Raw genomic sequence first — 256 nt, 5'->3', positions numbered from 1 at the left:
AAAGCGCAAGCAGGATCTGCGGCAGGAGTGATACGCCGCTGACCAGAGCAATCACCGGCTGCATGTAGATCATGTAAGATACGACGGAGATCATCATCGTGACGTTGACCACGCATTCAGAGATGCTGGTGCCGACAAATCCGCCAACATAGTCGATCTCGTTGCCGATGATGCTGGCGGTCTGACCGCTCCTTGCGTGCTCGCGCGCTGACCTTTGCGTGGCGACGAGAGCGAGTTGATCGCGCGCCGTCTTAAC

Annotated in this window: 1 pseudogene; it reads right to left on the bottom strand. The window is 57.4% G+C overall.

The window, feature by feature from the left end:
• Positions 1-256 (bottom strand): annotated as a pseudogene (locus EN852_RS41580) (hypothetical protein); the annotation flags it as partial.

Origin of the sequence: Mesorhizobium sp. M2E.F.Ca.ET.209.01.1.1, from assembly GCF_004010375.2 — a bacterium.
GTDB lineage: Bacteria > Pseudomonadota > Alphaproteobacteria > Rhizobiales > Rhizobiaceae > Mesorhizobium.
Note: the sequence above shows the minus strand (reverse complement) of the source record. Positions and strands in the feature narration are given on the sequence as shown.